The sequence below is a fragment of the Escherichia sp. E2748 genome (assembly GCF_005781125.1).
GTDB lineage: Bacteria > Pseudomonadota > Gammaproteobacteria > Enterobacterales > Enterobacteriaceae > Escherichia.
The window spans coordinates 192,599-211,918 of sequence record NZ_VATP01000028.1; the positions used below are offsets into that span (position 1 = coordinate 192,599).

A 19,320-nucleotide genomic window follows, 5' to 3' on the forward strand; every position below is an offset into this window, starting at 1 on the left:
GACAATCCTTTTTATTGCGTCAGCGTCCAGCGTTTGAGCGGTGTGTAGCGTGTACGCCCACGGGCAAACGAGGAAGCATAAAGAGTGAACTCCTTCACCTCATATGACCAATTAAAACCAGGCGGTGGGATTGTTACCGCCTCGCTGGCGTCGCGCAATAAGGTGATATGCGGATGAAATGGTCGATTGCTTTGAAAACAACCACTGCGTGCTGCCTGAGAACGAAGCATATTCGCCAGTTGGATTAAGCCGCGCGGCGGCTGGCGCATACCCAACCATACCACGCGTGAACGCAGCCACTGACCTGCGTCATCAAGCGTGAGTGTAAAACCGGGTTGACGAATTCGCCCGGCCAGCAGTGAGAGCGCCTTCTCTTTGTCTGCGCTTACTTCGCCTAAAAACGCCAACGTCAGATGCAAATTCTCAGCAGCAACCGGGCGGCCCGCTTCAGGTGGAAACTGTGCGGCGCGCCAGTGAATAATCTGTTCGCGGATTTCAGCAGGTAGGTCAATGGCAAAGAACAGCCGTTGCGGTTCAGACATGTCAGGCACTCGGTTATGAATTACCGCGATGCTACAATGTGGCGCGAAGAATGTTAACCCTCTGGAGCGTTTTGTGTCGTCGTTACCCGTTGCAGCCGTCTTACCTGAATTACTTGCCGCCCTCGATTATGCGCCGCAGGTGTTATTAAGTGCGCCGACCGGAGCCGGAAAATCGACCTGGCTACCGCTGCAACTGCTGGCGCATTCAGGGATTCACGGGAAAATCATCCTGTTGGAGCCACGTCGACTGGCGGCGCGTAACGTTGCGCAACGCCTGGCGGAGCTGCTGAACGAAAAGCCTGGCGACACAGTTGGCTACCGGATGCGTGCGCAAAACTGCGTCGGGCCGAATACTCGTCTGGAAGTGGTCACCGAAGGCGTGTTGACGCGCATGATCCAGCGCGACCCGGAACTGAACGGCGTGGGGCTGGTGATCCTCGATGAATTTCATGAACGCAGTTTGCAGGCGGATTTGGCGCTGGCGTTGTTACTCGATGTGCAACAAGGTCTGCGCGATGACTTAAAGCTGCTGATTATGTCGGCGACCCTGGACAACGACCGCTTGCAGCAAATGCTGCCGCAAGCGCCTATCGTCATCTCAGAAGGGCGCTCGTTTCCGGTTGAGCGGCGTTATCAGCCGTTGCCCGCACATCAGCGTTTTGACGAAGCCGTCGCAGTTGCTATCGCCGAACTGCTGCGCCAGGAGACGGGATCGTTACTGCTGTTTTTACCCGGCGTCGGGGAGATTCAGCGTGTGCAGGAACAGCTGGCTTCGCGCATCGGTAGTGACGTTTTGCTCTGCCCGCTGTATGGCGCGTTGTCGCTGAACGATCAGCGAAAAGCTATCCTCCCTGCGCCGCCAGGCATGCGCAAAGTGGTGCTGGCGACCAACATCGCTGAAACCAGTCTAACCATCGAAGGTATCCGTCTGGTGGTGGATTGCGCCCAGGAAAGGGTAGCGCGCTTTGATCCGCGTACGGGTCTTACTCGGTTGATCACTCAGCGCGTTAGTCAGGCGTCGATGACGCAACGTGCCGGGCGCGCCGGGCGTCTGGAGTCAGGTATTTGCCTGCATTTAATCGCTAAAGAGCAGGCGGAACGCGCCGCAGCGCAAAGTGAACCGGAGATCTTACAAAGCGATCTCTCCGGTTTGTTGATGGAATTACTGCAATGGGGATGTAGCGATCCGGCACAGATGAACTGGCTGGATCACCCGCCAGCGGTGAATCTACAGGCGGCGAAACGTCTGTTACACATGCTGGGGGCGCTGGACGGTGAACGGCTTAGTGCGCAAGGGCAAAAAATGGCGGCGCTGGGTAACGATCCGCGTTTAGCGGCAATGCTGGTGAGTGCGAAGAGTGACGATGAAGCGGTTACCGCCGCAAAAATTGCCGCCATTCTCGAAGAACCGCCACGGATGGGGAATGGCGATCTTGGCGTGGCGTTCTCGCGTAATCAACCTGCCTGGCAGCAACGTAGTCAGCAACTGTTGAAACGCTTAAACGTACGCGGCGGTGAGGAGGACAGTTCGCTTATTGCGCCGCTACTTGCCGGGGCGTTTGCCGATCGTATTGCTCGTCGGCGTGGGCAAGATGGTCGCTATCAACTGGCGAACGGCATGGGGGCGATGCTGGATGCCGACGACGCGTTAAACCGCCACGAATGGCTGATCGCACCGTTATTATTGCAGGGCAGCGCCTCGCCGGATGCGCGGATTTTGCTGGCGCTGCCGGTCGATATTGATACGTTAGTAGAACGTTGCCCGCAACTGGTGCAGCAGTCTGACACTGTGGAGTGGGACGACGCTCAAGGCACGCTGAAAGCCTGGCGTCGGTTGCAAATTGGCCAGCTCACGGTAAAAGTGCAGCCACTAGCGAAACCTTCGGAAGAAGAATTACATCAGGCGATGCTTAACGGTATACGCGATAAAGGATTAAACGTCCTCAACTGGACGCCAGAAGCGGAACAGCTACGCCTGCGTTTACTGTGCGCTGCGAAGTGGTTACCAGAGTATGACTGGCCAGCGGTCGATGACGCGAGTTTATTGGCGACGCTTGAAACGTGGTTGTTGCCGCATATGAGCGGCGTACATTCGCTACGTGGCCTGAAATCAGTCGATATTTACCAGGCGCTGCATGGATTACTCGATTGGGGAATGCAGCAACGTCTGGTGAGTTCCCTGCCTGCGCATTACACTGTGCCGACGGGAAGTCGGATCGCCATTCGTTATCATGAAGATAACCCGCCTGCGCTGGCAGTAAGAATGCAGGAGATGTTTGGCGAAGCCACCAATCCGACAATCGCCCAGGGGCGTGTGCCACTGGTGCTGGAGTTGCTTTCACCCGCCCAAAGGCCGCTGCAAATCACCCGTGATTTGGGGGCCTTCTGGAAAGGGGCGTATCGTGAGGTGCAAAAGGAGATGAAAGGGCGTTATCCCAAACACGTCTGGCCGGACGACCCGGCGAATACCGCACCAACGCGGCGGACGAAAAAGTATTCGTAAGGTTGGTAAACGGGCATAGGGGTAATGTGCGCGCTGATGCCCTCACCCCGGCCCTCTCCCACAGGGAGAGGGAGAAAAGCATTTTGAGAGATATCTTCTTCTGTATTGCAACAGAAGAACAGAAAATCAGGCTTTTGCGCCTGAATATTGCGGAGAAAAAGCATGGCCGGGAATGACCGCGAGCCAATTGGACGCAAAGGGAAACCGACGCGTCCAGTCAAACAAAAGGTAAGCCGTCGTCGTTACGAAGACGACGATGATTACGACGATTATGATGACTATGAGGACGAAGAACCGATGCCGCGCAAAGGAAAGGGCAAAGGAAAAGGGCGTAAGCCTCGTGGCAAACGCGGCTGGTTATGGCTGCTGCTAAAACTGGCTATCGTTTTTGCCGTGCTGATCGCCATTTACGGCGTTTATCTCGATCAAAAAATTCGTAGCCGTATTGATGGCAAGGTCTGGCAGTTGCCAGCGGCGGTCTATGGCCGAATGGTTAACCTTGAACCAGATATGACCATCAGCAAGAACGAGATGGTGAAACTGCTGGAGGCGACCCAGTATCGTCAGGTGTCGAAAATGACGCGCCCTGGCGAATTTACCGTGCAGGCCAACAGCATTGAAATGATCCGCCGTCCGTTTGATTTCCCGGACAGTAAAGAAGGGCAGGTGCGTGCGCGTCTGACTTTTGATGGTGATCATCTGGCGACCATCGTCAATATGGAGAACAACCGTCAGTTCGGTTTCTTCCGTCTTGATCCGCGCCTGATCACCATGATCTCCTCACCAAATGGTGAGCAGCGTCTGTTTGTGCCGCGCAGTGGTTTCCCGGACTTGCTGGTAGATACCTTGCTGGCGACAGAAGACCGTCATTTCTACGAGCATGATGGCATCAGCCTCTACTCCATTGGACGTGCGGTGCTGGCGAACCTGACAGCCGGACGCACGGTGCAGGGGGCGAGTACACTGACGCAACAGTTAGTGAAAAACCTGTTCCTCTCCAGCGAACGTTCTTACTGGCGTAAAGCGAACGAAGCCTATATGGCGTTGATCATGGATGCACGTTACAGCAAAGATCGCATTCTTGAGCTGTATATGAACGAGGTGTATCTCGGTCAGAGCGGCGACAACGAAATTCGTGGCTTCCCGCTGGCGAGCCTGTACTACTTTGGTCGCCCGGTAGAAGAGTTGAGCCTTGACCAGCAGGCGCTGTTAGTTGGCATGGTGAAAGGCGCGTCGATCTACAACCCGTGGCGTAATCCGAAACTGGCGCTGGAGCGACGTAACCTGGTGCTGCGTTTGCTGCAACAACAGCAGATTATCGACGGCGAACTGTATGAAATGCTGAGTGCGCGACCGCTGGGCGTACAGCCACGCGGCGGAGTAATCTCTCCTCAGCCAGCCTTTATGCAGCTGGTGCGTCAGGAGTTGCAGGCGAAACTGGGCGATAAGGTGAAAGATCTCTCTGGTGTGAAGATCTTCACTACTTTTGACTCAGTGGCCCAGGATGCGGCAGAAAAAGCTGCCGTAGAAGGCATTCCTGCACTGAAGAAACAGCGTAAGTTGAGCGATCTGGAAACGGCGATTGTCGTCGTTGACCGCTTTAGTGGCGAAGTCCGTGCGATGGTCGGGGGGGCTGAACCGCAGTTCGCGGGCTACAACCGTGCGATGCAGGCGCGTCGTTCGATTGGTTCACTGGCAAAACCAGCGACTTACCTTACGGCGTTAAGCCAGCCGAAAATCTATCGCCTGAACACGTGGATTGCTGATGCGCCAATCGCGCTGCGTCAGCCGAACGGTCAGGTCTGGTCACCGCAGAACGATGATCGTCGCTATAGCGAAAGCGGCAGAGTGATGCTGGTGGATGCGTTGACCCGTTCGATGAACGTGCCGACGGTGAATCTGGGGATGGCGCTGGGGCTGCCTGCGGTTACGGATACCTGGATCAAACTGGGCGTGCCGAAAGACCAGTTGAATCCAGTTCCGGCAATGTTGCTGGGAGCGCTGAACTTAACGCCAATCGAAGTGGCGCAGGCGTTCCAGACTATCGCCAGCGGCGGTAACCGCGCGCCGCTTTCTGCGCTGCGTTCGGTAATCGCGGAAGATGGTAAGGTGCTGTATCAGAGCTTCCCGCAGGCGGAACGCGCAGTTCCGGCGCAGGCGGCGTATCTGACGCTGTGGACCATGCAGCAAGTGGTGCAACGTGGTACGGGACGTCAGCTTGGGGCGAAATATCCAAATCTGCATCTGGCAGGGAAAACGGGGACTACCAACAACAACGTTGATACCTGGTTTGCGGGCATTGACGGCAGCACGGTGACTATCACCTGGGTCGGCCGCGATAACAACCAGCCGACTAAGCTGTACGGTGCCAGCGGGGCGATGTCGATTTACCAGCGTTATCTGGCTAATCAGACACCAACGCCGCTGAATCTTGTACCGCCGGAAGATATCGTGGATATGGGTGTGGATTACGATGGTAACTTTGTTTGCAGCGGTGGTATGCGTACTTTGCCGGTCTGGACCAGCGATCCGCAATCGCTGTGCCAGCAGAGTGAGGTACAGCAGCAGCCGTCAGGCAATCCATTTGATCAGTCTTCACAGCCGCAACAGCAACCTGCTCAACAGCAGCAGAAAGACAGCGACGGCGTGGCAGGCTGGATCAAGGATATGTTTGGTAGTAATTAACGTCTAAGCGTGACATACCGGATGGCGAGTAGCCATCCGGTAAAATAACATCCCTCCAAAAGCATTAACCCTTTCTTTTCATCTGGTTGTTTATTGACCCTTTGGTTGGATCTCTGATGGGTACTGCTTGCTATCGTCTCGCCGTTTCGAATATTATTTTATCTTTATAATAATCATTCTCGTTTACGTTATCATTCACTTTCATCAGAGATATACCAATGGCGCGTTCCAAAACTGCTCAGCCAAAACACTCGCTGCGTAAAATCGCAGTTGTAGTAGCCACAGCGGTTAGCGGCATGTCTGTTTATGCACAGGCAGCGGTTGAACCGAAAGAAGACACTATCACCGTTACCGCTGCACCTGCGCCGCAAGAAAGCGCATGGGGGCCGGCTGCAACTATTGCGGCGAAGCACTCTGCTACTGCGACTAAAACGGATACGCCAATCGAAAAAACGCCACAGTCTATTTCGGTTGTGACCCGAGAAGAGATGGATATCAAACAACCCGCAACGGTAAAAGAAGCTCTGGATTATACGCCAAGTGTCTTTTCAACGCGTGGTAGTTCAACGACATATGATGTTGTTACTATTCGTGGATTTACTACACCCAGTACAGTTAATACCAACCAATATCTGGACGGCTTAAAACTTCAGGGGGATAACTACTCTGAAGCCTCTATTGACCCTTATTTCCTTGAACGTGTGGAATTACTCCGTGGCCCAGTATCCGTACTGTACGGTAAAAGCCATCCGGGCGGAGTAGTGAGCATGGTCAGCAAGCGTCCTTCAACGGATCCGATTAAAGAGATCCAGTTCAAAATGGGAACGGATAATCTTTGGCAGACTGGATTCGATTTTAGTGATGCAATAGATGATGATGGTGTTTGGTCATATCGCTTGACGGGATTAGGACATAGTCAGGATGCACAACAAAAGTATGCAAAAGCTACACGGTATGCAGTAGCTCCTTCATTCAGTTGGCGTCCTGATGATAAAACGGATTTGACTTTCCTGAGTAATTTCCAGAGTGATCCCGATGCGGGCTATTATGGTTGGTTACCGCGTCAGGGAACCGTTGTCCCCTATCAGGATGCAAATGGTAGCTGGCACAAATTGCCAACAGATTTTAATGAAGGCGAGAAAGACAATAGGATGTCTCGTCGTCAACAATTAATTGGCTACAGCTTTGCTCATGAATTTAATGATACTTTTACTGTACGTCAGAATCTGCGCTATACCCGCATTCATACACTCTACGATGCAGTATATGGCAATGGTTACATCGCGCCAGCGCAAATTAGCCGTGCTTATGTACGCTCAGACGAAGATTTAAATTCGTTCACCGTTGATACGCAACTACAGTCCAACTTTGCTACCGGTGCTGTAGCACATACCTTGCTTACTGGCGTGGATTACCTGCGCATGCGTAACGATATTGATGCGAACTATGGTACTGCAAATCCAATTAGTATGCAGGATCCACAGTATGGTAACGCCAATATCAATATCAATTTCCCATATGCGGTAATTAACCGTCAGGAACAGACAGGACTTTATATTCAGGATCAGTCTGAGTGGAATAAGTGGGTATTGACGTTGGGTGGTCGTTACGATTTTGCGAAAACCTCTACCTATACTCGTTCAACGAGTTCTTTGGATGAAATTAACGATCAGCAGTTCACCTGGAGAGGTGGCATTAATTATCTATTCGATAACGGTATCTCACCTTATTTCAGTTATAGCGAATCCTTCGAGCCAGTATCTGGAGCGACTAAAGAAGGTAAACCATTTGATCCTTCTCGCGGTAAGCAGTACGAAGCAGGTGTCAAATACGTACCGAAAGATACGCCTGTCACTGTCACTGCCTCGGTATTCCAGTTGACGAAAGACAAAAATCTGACTGCAGACCCAAGTAATACTTTGTTTAGCGTACAGGGGGGGGAGATTCGTTCTCGTGGCTTTGAAATTGAGGCGAAAGCAGCTGTCAACGCTAATATCAATGTCACTGCGGCATACAGCTACACCGATGCTGAATACACCAAAGATACACTGTATAAGGGTAAACGCCCGGCGGAGGTTCCTCGAAATATGGCGTCGCTGTGGGCAGATTACACTTTCCACGAAACAACTCTTAGTGGTCTGAGTTTTGGTGCAGGGGCGCGTTATTTTGGCGACACTTCAAGTTTCTACACTACGGGTGATAAGACCAATCAGACATTCAATGTTGGGGGGTATACCCTGATTGATGCAATGATAAAATATGATCTTGCTCGTTTCGGTATGCCTGGTTCTTCTGTTGGTGTTAACGTGAATAACCTGTTCGACCGCGAATATGTCTCCAGTTGCTATCGTGATTATGCATGTTACTGGGGCGCAGAACGTCAGGTCGTTGCAACCGCAACCTTCCGTTTCTAATTTTCTCTTTGGGGCACGGATTTCCGTGCCCGCTTCACAAGTTGGCTGTTATGCAGGAATACACGAATCATTCCGATACCACTTTTGCACTGCGTAATATCTCCTTTCGTGTGCCAGGGCGCACGCTTTTGCATCCGCTGTCGTTAACCTTTCCTGCCGGGAAAGTGACCGGTCTGATTGGTCACAACGGTTCTGGTAAATCCACTCTGCTCAAAATGCTTGGCCGTCATCAGCCACCGTCGGAAGGCGAAATCCTTCTTGATACCCAGCCGCTGGAAAGCTGGAGTAGCAAAGCATTCGCCCGCAAAGTGGCTTATTTGCCGCAGCAACTTCCTCCGGCAGAAGGGATGACCGTGCGTGAACTGGTGGCGATTGGTCGTTACCCGTGGCATGGCGCGCTGGGGCGCTTTGGCGCGGCAGATCGCGAAAAGGTCGAAGAGGCGATTTCGCTGGTTGGCTTAAAACCGCTGGCGCATCGGCTGGTCGATAGCCTCTCCGGCGGCGAACGTCAGCGGGCGTGGATCGCCATGCTGGTGGCGCAGGACAGCCGTTGCCTGCTGCTGGATGAACCGACCTCGGCGCTGGATATCGCCCACCAGGTTGACGTGCTGGCGCTGGTGCATCGTTTAAGTCAGGAACGTGGTCTGACGGTCATTGCTGTGCTGCACGATATCAATATGGCGGCGCGCTATTGTGATTATCTGGTCGCCCTGCGCGGTGGTGAAATGATTGCTCAGGGAACGCCTGCGGAAATTATGCGCGGCGAAACCCTCGAAATGATTTATGGCATCCCGATGGGGATTTTGCCGCATCCGGCGGGTGCTGCACCTGTGAGTTTTGTTTATTGATGAGCGGTTTACCTCTTATTTCGCGCCGCCGACTGTTAACGGCGATGGCGCTTTCTCCGTTGCTATGGCAGATGAATACCGCCCGTGCGGCGGCTATTGATCCACATCGCGTTGTGGCGCTGGAGTGGTTGCCGGTGGAATTACTGCTGGCGCTCGGCATCGTACCTTACGGTGTGGCAGACACCATTAACTATCGCCTGTGGGTCAGCGAACCGCCATTGCCAGATTCGGTGATTGACGTTGGTTTGCGTACAGAACCTAACCTTGAACTGCTGACCGAAATGAAACCGTCGTTTATGGTCTGGTCGGCGGGATATGGCCCTTCGCCAGAAATGCTGGCACGCATTGCGCCGGGACGCGGATTTAACTTCAGCGACGGCAAACAGCCGCTGGCGATGGCGCGTAAATCGCTGACGGAAATGGCGGATTTACTTAATCTACAAAACGCAGCAGAAACGCATTTAGCGCAATATGAAGACTTTATCCGCAGCATGAAACCCCGCTTTGTGAAGCGTGGAGCGCGCCCGTTATTGCTGACGTCGCTTCTCGATCCGCGCCATATGCTGGTCTTCGGTCCAAACAGCCTGTTCCAGGAAATTCTCGATGAATACGGCATTGTGAATGCCTGGCAGGGAGAAACCAATTTCTGGGGCAGTACTACCGTCAGTATCGATCGTCTGGCGGCGTATAAAGATGTTGATGTGCTCTGTTTTGATCACGACAACAGCAAAGACATGGACGCGCTAATGGCAACCCCGCTGTGGCAGGCCATGCCGTTTGTCCGCGCCGGACGCTTTCAGCGCGTACCCGCAGTCTGGTTTTATGGTGCGACGCTTTCGGCAATGCACTTTGTACGTATTCTGGATAACGCCATCGGAGGTAAAGCGTGAGTAAACGAATTGCGCTTTTCCCGGCGTTATTGCTGGCGCTGTTGGTGATTGTCGCTACGGCGCTGACCTGGATGAACTTTTCGCAGGCGCTGCCGCGTAGCCAATGGGCGCAGGCTGCCTGGTCGCCGGATATCGATGTCATCGAGCAGATGATTTTTCACTACAGCTTGCTGCCGCGTCTGGCGATTTCGCTACTGGTGGGCGCGGGCCTGGGGCTGGTGGGCGTGCTGTTTCAGCAAGTGCTGCGTAACCCGCTGGCGGAACCGACGACGTTGGGCGTTGCTACAGGCGCGCAACTGGGGATTACCGTCACGACGCTCTGGGCGATCCCCGGCGCGATGGCGAGCCAGTTTGCTGCGCTGGCAGGGGCTTGTGTTGTTGGCTTAATTGTCTTTGGCGTCGCGTGGGGGAAACGGCTTTCGCCGGTAACGCTGATCCTCGCGGGGCTGGTAGTGAGCCTTTATTGTGGGGCAATCAATCAGTTACTGGTTATCTTCCATCATGACCAACTGCAAAGCATGTTCCTGTGGAGCACCGGAACGCTGACGCAAACCGACTGGGGCGGCGTTGAGCGTTTATGGCCGCAGCTGCTGGGCGGCGTGATGCTGACGTTACTGCTACTTCGCCCGTTAACCCTGATGGGGCTTGATGATGGCGTGGCGCGCAATCTGGGGCTGGCCTTGTCGCTCGCGCGTCTGGCGGCACTGTCGCTGGCGATTGTCATCAGTGCGCTGCTGGTGAACGCGGTGGGGATTATCGGCTTTATCGGCTTGTTCGCGCCGCTGCTGGCAAAAATGCTGGGCGCGCGGCGTCTGCTGCCGCGACTGATGCTGGCGTCGCTGATTGGGGCGCTGATCCTCTGGCTTTCCGATCAAATCATCCTCTGGCTGACTCGCGTGTGGATGGAAGTTTCTACCGGTTCGGTCACTGCGTTGATCGGTGCGCCACTGTTACTGTGGCTGCTGCCGCGTTTACGCAGCATTAGCGCTCCGGATATGAAGGTCAACGATCGTGTCGCGGCTGAACGCCAACATGTGCTGGCCTTTGCCCTCGCGGGCGGCGTGCTGCTGTTGATTGCAGTGGTGGTGGCGTTGTCGTTTGGTCGTGATGCGCACGGCTGGACGTGGGCGAGCGGGGCGTTGCTCGAGGATTTGATGCCCTGGCGCTGGCCGCGAATTATGGCGGCGTTGTTTGCGGGCGTCATGCTGGCGGTGGCGGGCTGTATTATTCAGCGGCTGACCGGAAACCCGATGGCAAGCCCAGAAGTGCTGGGGATTAGCTCTGGCGCGGCGTTTGGCGTGGTGTTGATGTTGTTTCTGGTACCGGGTAATGCCTTTGGCTGGCTGTTACCCGCGGGAAGTCTCGGGGCGGCGGTGACGCTGTTGATCATTATGATCGCCGCCGGACGCGGTGGATTTTCCCCACACCGCATGTTACTGGCGGGGATGGCGCTAAGCACCGCGTTCACCATGCTTTTGATGATGTTGCAGGCGAGCGGTGACCCGCGAATGGCGCAAGTGCTGACCTGGATTTCTGGTTCGACCTACAACGCGACCGATGCGCAGGTCTGGCGCACGGGGATTGTGATGGTGATTTTGCTGGCGATTACCCCGCTGTGCCGCCGCTGGCTGACCATTTTACCGCTGGGCGGTGATACCGCGCGGGCTGTGGGGATGGCGCTGACGCCGACGCGAATTGCGTTGCTGCTGTTAGCGGCTTGCCTTACGGCGACCGCGACAATGACCATTGGACCGTTGAGTTTTGTCGGTTTAATGGCACCGCATATTGCGCGGATGATGGGCTTTCGACGGACGATGCCGCATATTGTGATTTCAGCGCTGGTGGGTGGGTTGCTGCTGGTGTTCGCTGACTGGTGTGGGCGGATGGTGCTGTTTCCGTTCCAGATCCCGGCGGGGCTGCTGTCGACCTTTATCGGCGCGCCATATTTTATCTATTTGCTGAGAAAGCAGAGCCGTTAATTTGCCCATATAACGGCGCTGAACTGTAGGTCAGATAAGGTGCCGCATTCGACAAACAATGCCCGATGCGACGCTGGCGCGTCTTATCGGGCCTACAAACGGTCCTGAATTCCAGGTCGGATAAAGCGTTCACGTCGCATCCGACAAACAATGCCCGATGCGACGCTGGCGCATCTTATCGGGCCTACAAACGAAGGCGTTCACGCCGCATCCGGCAAACAATGTTGGATCACAACTTCGCAAACACCCGACGTGCAGCATCGATGGTGTTATTGATATCTTCCATGCTGTGCGCCACGGACATAAAGCCCGCTTCAAACGCTGACGGTGCCAGGTAAACACCTTCGTCCAGCATCATATGGAAGAAACGCTTGAAGCGCTCGACGTCACAGGACATCACATCCTGGTAGCATGTTACGGACTCGGCGTCGGTAAAGAAAATACCGAACATGCCGCCAACGTGGTTAACGACCAGCGGAATTCCCGCTTCTTCCGCCGCTTCCAGCAGACCTTCTGCCAGACGTGTTGTCAGCTCATTCAGTGTCTCGTGAACGCCCGGCTGCGCGACTTCATTCAGACAGGCGAAACCGGCGGCCATCGCAATCGGGTTACCGGAAAGCGTACCCGCCTGATACACCGGGCCAGTCGGAGCCAGCGCATCCATCACATCACGACGACCGCCGAAGGCACCTACCGGCATTCCGCCGCCGATGATTTTGCCCAGACAGGTGAGATCTGGCACCACGCCGTAATAATCCTGTGCGCCAGCTAGCGCCACGCGGAAGCCAGTCATCACTTCATCAATGATCAGCAACGCGCCAAATTCGTCGCACAGCGCGCGCAGACCTGGCAGGAACTCTGGCAGCGGTGGAACACAGTTCATATTGCCTGCCACCGGCTCGACGATAATACAGGCAATCTCTTGCGGGTACTGTTCGAACGCGGCGCGTACAGAGGCCAGATCGTTATAAGTACAAGTTAAGGTATGTTTAGCGAAATCCGCCGGAACGCCCGGTGAGTTTGGCTGCCCTAAAGTGAGCGCGCCAGAACCGGCTTTCACCAGCAGGCAGTCAGCGTGACCGTGGTAGCAACCTTCGAATTTAATGATCTTGTCACGGCCAGTAAAACCACGGGCCAGGCGGATGGCGCTCATTGTCGCTTCGGTGCCGGAGTTCACCATGCGCACCATATCCATCGTCGGCACCAGTTCGGTCACCAGTTGCGCCATTTTCACTTCCATTTCGGTCGGCGCACCAAAGCTCAGACCGCGCTCGGCGGCTTCAATCACTGCGTTACGGATCGCCGGATGATTATGGCCCAGCACCATCGGCCCCCAGGAACCGACATAATCGATATACGCTTTGCCATCAACATCATACAGATAAGCGCCGTCCGCTTTTTCGATAAACAGTGGAGTGCCGCCCACGCCAGTAAAGGCGCGAACAGGAGAGTTCACACCGCCAGGGATCAGCTCGCGCGCTGCGCTGTAAAGATTTTCAGACTTACTCATGGAGGGGTTCCTGATTCGTAGAAAAAGTGAATGGCTGCTATTCTAGGTTATTCATAACAAGTTAAATACTCGTCAACAAGTTGCTTTTACTGCTGCAACTTTGACTTCGTAGAGTATAAAAGTTTTGTGCATTTGAAACATTACGCTTTGCAAAGGATTTTCATTGAATGTGCGAGTAAAATGCCGTCATCTTATTTGTATGACCAATATGTGATCATTGGATGAAAACTGATACTCCCTCTTATGAAATACCGCAGGCTGCGCGTCTGCGACGCAGACAACTCATTCGCCAGCTTCTTGAGCGTGATAAAACGCCATTAGCTATTTTGTTTATGGCGGCGGTCGTCGGTACCCTTGTCGGGCTGGCAGCGGTTGCTTTTGACAAAGGTGTCGCCTGGTTGCAGAACCAACGAATGGGCGCGCTGGTACATACTGCCGATAATTACCCACTTCTGTTAACCGTTGCTTTTCTCTGTTCGGCAGCGCTGGCGATGTTCGGTTATTTCTTGGTGCGCAAATACGCGCCGGAAGCGGGTGGTTCGGGTATCCCGGAAATTGAAGGGGCGCTGGAAGATCAACGTCCCGTTCGCTGGTGGCGTGTATTGCCAGTGAAATTCTTTGGTGGTCTGGGGACGCTGGGCGGCGGTATGGTCCTGGGGCGCGAAGGGCCAACCGTGCAGATTGGCGGTAATATTGGCCGGATGGTGCTTGATATTTTCCGCATGAAAGGTGACGAAGCTCGCCATACGTTACTGGCAACCGGTGCGGCGGCGGGTCTGGCGGCGGCTTTTAATGCGCCGCTGGCGGGTATTCTTTTTATTATTGAAGAGATGCGTCCGCAGTTTCGCTATACGCTAATTTCGATTAAAGCGGTATTTATTGGCGTCATTATGTCGACCATTATGTACCGGGTATTTAACCACGAAGTTGCACTTATTGATGTCGGTAAACTTTCTGACGCCCCGCTCAATACGCTTTGGCTTTATCTGATTCTCGGTATTATTTTTGGTATCTTCGGCCCTGTTTTTAATAAATGGGTGCTGGGGATGCAGGATTTGCTGCATCGCGTACACGGCGGCAATATAACCAAATGGGTACTGATGGGCGGTGCGATTGGCGGTTTGTGTGGGCTGCTGGGGTTTGTCGCGCCTGAAACCTCCGGTGGCGGTTTTAACCTGATTCCTATCGCCACGGCGGGGAACTTCAGCATGGGAATGCTGGTATTTATCTTTGTCGCGCGGGTCATCACCACCTTACTCTGTTTCTCTTCCGGCGCGCCGGGCGGTATTTTTGCCCCGATGCTGGCGCTGGGTACCGTGCTGGGAACCGCGTTCGGAATGGTTGCCGTTGAACTGTTTCCGCAATATCACCTTGAAGCAGGCACCTTTGCTATTGCCGGAATGGGCGCGTTACTGGCGGCATCCATTCGTGCGCCGTTAACGGGGATCATTCTGGTATTAGAGATGACAGATAACTATCAGCTCATTTTGCCAATGATTATTACCGGTCTTGGCGCAACACTATTAGCACAATTTACCGGCGGAAAACCGCTATACTCGGCGATTCTTGCGCGCACGTTGGCAAAACAGGAAGCGGAACAACTGGCGCGAAGCAAGGCCGCTGTTGCCAGCGAGAATACTTGAACGAAATACCAGGGTATTAGATAATGGCGATTATTATTGGGTTAGAATTTGCCCAATTGCCGATGTCGTTTGGAGCAAAATATGAGTGATGACGTAGCACTGCCGCTGGAGTTTACCGACGCAGCAGCCAACAAAGTTAAAAGCCTGATCGCTGACGAAGATAACCCGAATCTGAAATTACGCGTGTATATCACCGGTGGCGGTTGCAGCGGCTTCCAGTATGGTTTCACCTTTGATGATCAGGTGAACGAAGGCGATATGACCATTGAAAAACAGGGCGTAGGCCTGGTGGTTGACCCGATGAGCCTGCAATACCTGGTTGGTGGTTCCGTTGATTATACTGAAGGACTGGAAGGTTCGCGTTTCATCGTGACCAACCCGAACGCGAAAAGCACCTGTGGTTGCGGTTCTTCCTTCAGCATCTAATCTGCTGTTAATGTGCCGGATAAGCTATCCGGCACATCTGCTCTCTTTAACGCCCATTCTCATCCAGCGCAAACGTCGGCAGTTTAAGATGCCAACGGATAGCTGCCAGTCGAATCAATAGCGTTACCACCATCCCCATCATACTGGCCGTTTCTAACGGGACGGAAAACGTATAATAAGCCGTAGCGTGGACAATACCGCCGATAATACAGGCTGTAGCGTAGATTTCTGTACGTAAAATCATGGGGATTTCGCGCGCCAGCACATCGCGAATGATCCCGCCGCCGACGCCCGTAATAACGCCCATACATACCGCAATCAATGGACCCGCATCCGCATTAAAGGCTTTGTTGACGCCAATGCCAACAAAGACTGCCAACCCAACAGCATCCAGCACCGGCAGCATCCATTTCGGCAAGCGTCTTGGCTGGCGTACCAGGACGATCGTCAGCATGCTGGTTACCATTGCAACGACCAGATCGGTGGGATCTTTCACCCAAAATACCGGACCGTGATCCAGCGCCATGTCGCGAATGGTTCCACCGCCTACCGCGGTAACCACGCCTAATACCAGGACGCCAAAAGGGTCCATACGCAATTTTCCGGCAAGTAAAACGCCGGAGATGGCAAATACCGCTGTGCCGACTATATCCAGCCAATAGACGAGCATTGTTCAATCCCCACTGAGCACCTGAAAAGGTCAGGCGCTAATCCACTTGTGAAAGCGCATTACAGAGTTGTTGTGCAGCGAGGATAATACGTGGGCTTGCACGTTCAAACCAGTCACTTGTGAGAGGAATAATGGGAATTTTGAGCTGTTCACCCCAGTATTGCTCGATTTTAGGAGTTTGGTCCGATCTGCCAGTGATGACAATTGCCTGTGGCGCGCGTGCTAATACCTGTTCGCGGCTAACCTGCGGCCAGGGAACATGGCTGTTTTTAAAGATGTTTTCTCCACCGCAAACTTCCAGTACCTGGTTCTGAATCGACTCTTTTCCGCTGGTGAACGGCGGATTAATGCCGAATTGTAAGAAAACACGTTTTTTAGGCTTATCGGCGAATTTAGCTTTGAGTTGCGCATACTGTTCCAGCAAGGTTTGCGCGGCTTTCTCGGCCTTGTCAGGTTGCGGGCTCCACGGGGCCAGTTGACGTAACGCATCGGCAATTTGTTCAATGCTTGTCGCATCGACCCACATCACTTTTATTCCCAGCGAAGCAAGCTGGTCAACTTGCCGCTCGGCGTTACCCCCGCGCCAGGCTACGACCAGATCGGGTTTTAGCGCCACAATACGTTCCAGATTCATCCCTTGCCAGGTGGAAACCTGCTCTATTTTTTGTGCTTCTGGCGGATAGTCGGAATAACTGCTGACCGCTACCGGCGTGATCCCGGCGGCAAATGCGAGTTCGGTGTTAGCGGGGGAAAGTGTGATGACACGCGGCGCGGCGTTGAGCCACAGTGGCGCAAGAAAAGACAGGGCGACCAGCGCCCTGAAGAGTGACTTAGCCATGAGCCAGTTTCTGCACCAGTGACTCAACCATCAGGCTGGACTGTTTGGCAGCAACGGCCAGGAACTCGTCGAAGCTAAGGTGAGACTGTTGATCGGCGACGTCAGAGATGGCGCGCACCACCACAAACGGGACGTTAAAATTGTGGCAAACGTGAGCGATAGCCGTCGCTTCCATTTCTACTGCAATGGCCTGCGGGAAATTGTGGCGGATTTTCGCCAGACCAACAGAGCCGTTGATGAAAGCGTCGCCGCTAACAATCAGGCCACGTACAGCGTTAAGATTCAGTTCGGCAATGCAGGACTCGGCGGCAGCGATCAGTTTATCGTCAGCTTTGAAGCCTGCAGGGCAGCCAGGCAGTTGACCGTATTCATAGCCAAACGCCGTGACATCCGCGTCGTGATAACGTGCTTCGTCCGAGACAACGATATCGCCCACTTTCAGCGTTGGCGCCAGGCCACCCGCGGAACCGGTGTTAATAATCACATCAGGCTTGCAGTGTTCCAGCAGCAGAGTTGCACCCAGCGCCGCTGCGACTTTACCAATGCCTGATTTCAGAAGCGCAACCTCGGTTCCGTTCAGTTGGCCGGTATAGATTTCGCAACCGCCCAGGCTGATAGTTTGACGGTTTTCGATTTTGTCACGCAGCAGCGTAACTTCTTCTTCCATTGCACCAATGATGCCGATTTTCATAGATTTACTCGCGATAAGCTCGATTTGAAGGCATAGTTTATCATGCGCTTGAGGGGAAGCGTATTTCTCACGCGGGAGAGGACATGGCACAGATTGATTTCCGAAATAAAATAAACTGGCATCGTCGTTATCGTTCACCGCAGGGCGTTAAAACTGAACATGAGATCCTGCGGATCTTCGAGAGCGATCGCGGGCGTATTATCAACTCCCCGGCGATTCGCCGTCTGCAACAAAAGACACAGGTCTTCCCACTTGAGCGCAATGCTGCCGTGCGCACGCGTCTTACCCATTCTATGGAAGTTCAGCAGGTGGGGCGTTATATCGCTAAAGAGATTTTAAGCCGCCTGAAAGAGCTTAAATTGCTGGAGGCTTACGGTCTGGACGAGTTGACCGGGCCGTTTGAAAGCATTGTCGAAATGTCGTGTCTGATGCATGACATAGGAAATCCGCCGTTTGGTCATTTTGGCGAGGCAGCTATTAATGACTGGTTCCGTCAGCGTTTGTACCCGGCGGATGCCGAAAGCCAGCCATTAACCGACGATCGCTGTAGCGTGGCGGCGTTGCGATTGAGGGAAGGGGAGGAGTCACTTAACGAGCTGCGGCGAAAAATTCGTCAGGACTTATGTCATTTTGAAGGTAATGCACAGGGTATTCGTCTGGTGCATACATTGATGCGGATGAATCTTACCTGGGCTCAGGTCGGCGGTATTTTAAAATATACCCGTCCGGCGTGGTGGCGTGGCGAAACGCCCGAGACTCACGATTATTTAATGAAAAAGCCGGGCTACTACCTTTCTGAAGAATTCTATATTGCGCGTTTACGTAAAGAACTTAATTTAGCACTTTACAGTCGCTTCCCATTAACGTGGATTATGGAAGCTGCCGACGATATATCTTATTGTGTGGCTGACCTTGAAGATGCGGTAGAAAAAAGAATATTTACCGTTGAACAGCTTTATCATCATCTGCATGAAGCGTGGGGCCAGCATGAGAACGGTTCTCTGTTTGCGCAGGTGGTAGAAAATGCCTGGGAAAAATCGCGCTCAAATAGCTTAAGTCGTAGCACGGAAGATCAGTTTTTTATGTATTTACGCGTAAATACCTTAAATAAACTGGTGCCGTATGCGGCACAACGATTTATTGATAACTTACCTGCAATTTTTGCCGGAACCTTTAATCATGCACTGTTAGAGGATGCCAGCGAATGTAGCCAGTTGCTGAAGTTATATAAAAATGTCGCTGTAAAACATGTGTTTAGCCATCCAGATGTCGAGCAGCTTGAATTGCAGGGCTACCGGGTGATTAGCGGTTTATTAGAGATATATCGACCGTTGTTAAACATGTCGTTATCAGACTTTACCGAACTTGTTGAAAAAGAACGTGTGAAACGTTTTCCTATTGAAACGCGTTTATTCCATAAGCTCTCAACGCGTCATCGGTTGGCCTATGTTGAGGCTGTCAGTAAATTATCGTCAGATTCACCTGAGTTCCCGCTATGGGAATATTATTACCGCTGCCGGCTGTTACAGGATTATATCAGCGGTATGACAGACCTTTATGCGTGGGATGAATACCGTCGTCTGATGGCCGTAGAACAATAACCAGGCTTTTGTAAAGACGGACAATAAATTTTTACTTTTTGCAGAAACTTTAGTTCGGAACTTCGCGCTATAAAACGAAT

General features: G+C 53.2%; 16 protein-coding genes. 11 read left to right on the forward strand and 5 right to left on the reverse strand.

Going from position 1 to position 19,320, the window contains the following annotated elements:
• Positions 1-11: 11 nt before the first annotated feature.
• Entirely contained in the window at positions 12-542 is a 531-nt protein-coding gene (gene thpR, locus FEK42_RS20165) for an RNA 2',3'-cyclic phosphodiesterase (RefSeq protein WP_130204991.1), read from the reverse strand.
• A 73-nt stretch (positions 543-615) separates the two neighbouring features.
• Here thpR and hrpB point away from each other — a divergent pair, with 73 nt between their 5' ends.
• The 6 genes from hrpB to fhuB all read left to right on the forward strand — a co-directional run bounded on the left by hrpB (position 616) and on the right by fhuB (position 11,861).
• The gene (gene hrpB, locus FEK42_RS20170; protein ID WP_135491929.1) at positions 616-3,045 is read left to right on the forward strand and encodes an ATP-dependent helicase HrpB; all 2,430 of its coding nucleotides are present in this window, start codon (positions 616-618) and stop codon (positions 3,043-3,045) included.
• A 162-nt stretch (positions 3,046-3,207) separates the two neighbouring features.
• Positions 3,208-5,730, forward strand: coding sequence for a bifunctional glycosyl transferase/transpeptidase (mrcB, locus tag FEK42_RS20175; RefSeq protein ID WP_130257830.1), 2,523 nt, complete (start codon positions 3,208-3,210; stop codon positions 5,728-5,730).
• Positions 5,731-5,948: 218 nt separating this feature from the next.
• Positions 5,949-8,144 carry a ferrichrome porin FhuA gene (gene fhuA / locus FEK42_RS20180; RefSeq protein WP_138211937.1) on the forward strand — a complete coding sequence of 732 codons (2,196 nt, stop codon included), beginning with the start codon at positions 5,949-5,951 and terminating at the stop codon, positions 8,142-8,144.
• A gap of 50 nt (positions 8,145-8,194) precedes the next feature.
• Entirely contained in the window at positions 8,195-8,992 is a 798-nt protein-coding gene (gene fhuC / locus FEK42_RS20185) for a Fe3+-hydroxamate ABC transporter ATP-binding protein FhuC (protein WP_096319580.1), read from the forward strand.
• A complete protein-coding gene (fhuD, locus tag FEK42_RS20190) occupies positions 8,992-9,882 on the forward strand; it encodes a Fe(3+)-hydroxamate ABC transporter substrate-binding protein FhuD (protein ID WP_135491930.1) in 891 nt (296 codons plus the stop codon). The genes fhuC and fhuD overlap by 1 nt, the downstream gene beginning before the upstream one ends.
• The gene (gene fhuB, locus FEK42_RS20195) at positions 9,879-11,861 is read left to right on the forward strand and encodes a Fe(3+)-hydroxamate ABC transporter permease FhuB (protein WP_135491931.1); all 1,983 of its coding nucleotides are present in this window, start codon (positions 9,879-9,881) and stop codon (positions 11,859-11,861) included. Before fhuD ends, fhuB begins: the two co-directional genes overlap by 4 nt.
• Before the next feature lie 229 nt (positions 11,862-12,090).
• Here fhuB and hemL read toward each other — a convergent pair whose 3' ends face one another.
• Complete coding sequence (hemL, locus tag FEK42_RS20200) at positions 12,091-13,371, reverse strand: glutamate-1-semialdehyde 2,1-aminomutase (RefSeq protein WP_130260753.1); 1,281 nt, start codon at positions 13,369-13,371, stop codon at positions 12,091-12,093.
• Between the two features lie 162 nt (positions 13,372-13,533).
• On the opposite strand from hemL, the gene FEK42_RS23095 reads away from it, so the two are divergent.
• Genes FEK42_RS23095 through erpA form a run of 4 tightly spaced genes read left to right on the forward strand, consistent with a single transcriptional unit; the run spans position 13,534 to position 15,440 of the window.
• Complete coding sequence (locus tag FEK42_RS23095) at positions 13,534-13,596, forward strand: hypothetical protein (protein WP_214251109.1); 63 nt, start codon at positions 13,534-13,536, stop codon at positions 13,594-13,596.
• The gene (gene clcA, locus FEK42_RS20205) at positions 13,593-15,014 is read left to right on the forward strand and encodes a H(+)/Cl(-) exchange transporter ClcA (protein WP_135491932.1); all 1,422 of its coding nucleotides are present in this window, start codon (positions 13,593-13,595) and stop codon (positions 15,012-15,014) included. The genes FEK42_RS23095 and clcA overlap by 4 nt, the downstream gene beginning before the upstream one ends.
• Before the next feature lie 23 nt (positions 15,015-15,037).
• Entirely contained in the window at positions 15,038-15,103 is a 66-nt protein-coding gene (gene yadW, locus FEK42_RS20210) for a small protein YadW (RefSeq protein WP_120795373.1), read from the forward strand.
• Positions 15,096-15,440, forward strand: coding sequence for an iron-sulfur cluster insertion protein ErpA (gene erpA / locus FEK42_RS20215; protein WP_001295564.1), 345 nt, complete (start codon positions 15,096-15,098; stop codon positions 15,438-15,440). Before yadW ends, erpA begins: the two co-directional genes overlap by 8 nt.
• A 46-nt stretch (positions 15,441-15,486) precedes the next feature.
• Here the strand turns inward: erpA and FEK42_RS20220 are convergent, their stop codons facing one another.
• The 3 genes from FEK42_RS20220 to mtnN are packed head-to-tail and all read right to left on the reverse strand — an operon-like array spanning position 15,487 to position 17,639.
• A complete protein-coding gene (locus FEK42_RS20220) occupies positions 15,487-16,110 on the reverse strand; it encodes a TRIC cation channel family protein (RefSeq protein WP_064525034.1) in 624 nt (207 codons plus the stop codon).
• A 37-nt stretch (positions 16,111-16,147) separates the two neighbouring features.
• Positions 16,148-16,948, reverse strand: a complete 801-nt coding sequence (gene btuF / locus FEK42_RS20225) for a vitamin B12 ABC transporter substrate-binding protein BtuF (protein ID WP_135491933.1) — start codon at positions 16,946-16,948, stop codon at positions 16,148-16,150.
• Complete coding sequence (mtnN, locus tag FEK42_RS20230) at positions 16,941-17,639, reverse strand: 5'-methylthioadenosine/S-adenosylhomocysteine nucleosidase (protein ID WP_064525028.1); 699 nt, start codon at positions 17,637-17,639, stop codon at positions 16,941-16,943. Before mtnN ends, btuF begins: the two co-directional genes overlap by 8 nt.
• A gap of 83 nt (positions 17,640-17,722) precedes the next feature.
• Between mtnN and dgt the strand changes: the two genes are divergently transcribed.
• Positions 17,723-19,240, forward strand: a complete 1,518-nt coding sequence (gene dgt, locus FEK42_RS20235; RefSeq protein ID WP_138211938.1) for a dGTPase — start codon at positions 17,723-17,725, stop codon at positions 19,238-19,240.
• Positions 19,241-19,320 lie beyond the last annotated feature (80 nt).